At 41.6% G+C, this 262-nt stretch carries 1 pseudogene; it reads right to left on the minus strand.

Annotation, left to right across the window (positions count from 1 at the left end):
* Nucleotides 1-262, minus strand: a pseudogene (locus ACG9ZB_RS17470) (sulfite exporter TauE/SafE family protein); the annotation flags it as partial.

The following is a 262-nucleotide window of genomic DNA, read 5'->3' on the forward strand; positions in this document are numbered from 1 at the left end:
AATCAACAAAGCCCTGATTCCGAAAGCACCTGCGCCGACTGATGACAGTGTTACGAACACCCCAAGATCCACAACCATCTTCACAATGTCCTTAAGTTTATTGCTGGTTTGAAGCTGAACTTTTTCTAAGTCTTCAGTCATGTCTGGGATTTCATCCTTACGTAATTTGTTGAAGAATTTTTCAATTTGATTACGGAAGACACTCGATACACCTGGAATGGTCAACATGAAGCCTAAAACTATGGTGAGCACGGCTTTGTAG

Origin of the sequence: Acinetobacter johnsonii (genome assembly GCF_048551975.1) — a bacterium.
In the GTDB taxonomy this organism is placed as follows: domain Bacteria; phylum Pseudomonadota; class Gammaproteobacteria; order Pseudomonadales; family Moraxellaceae; genus Acinetobacter; species Acinetobacter johnsonii_A.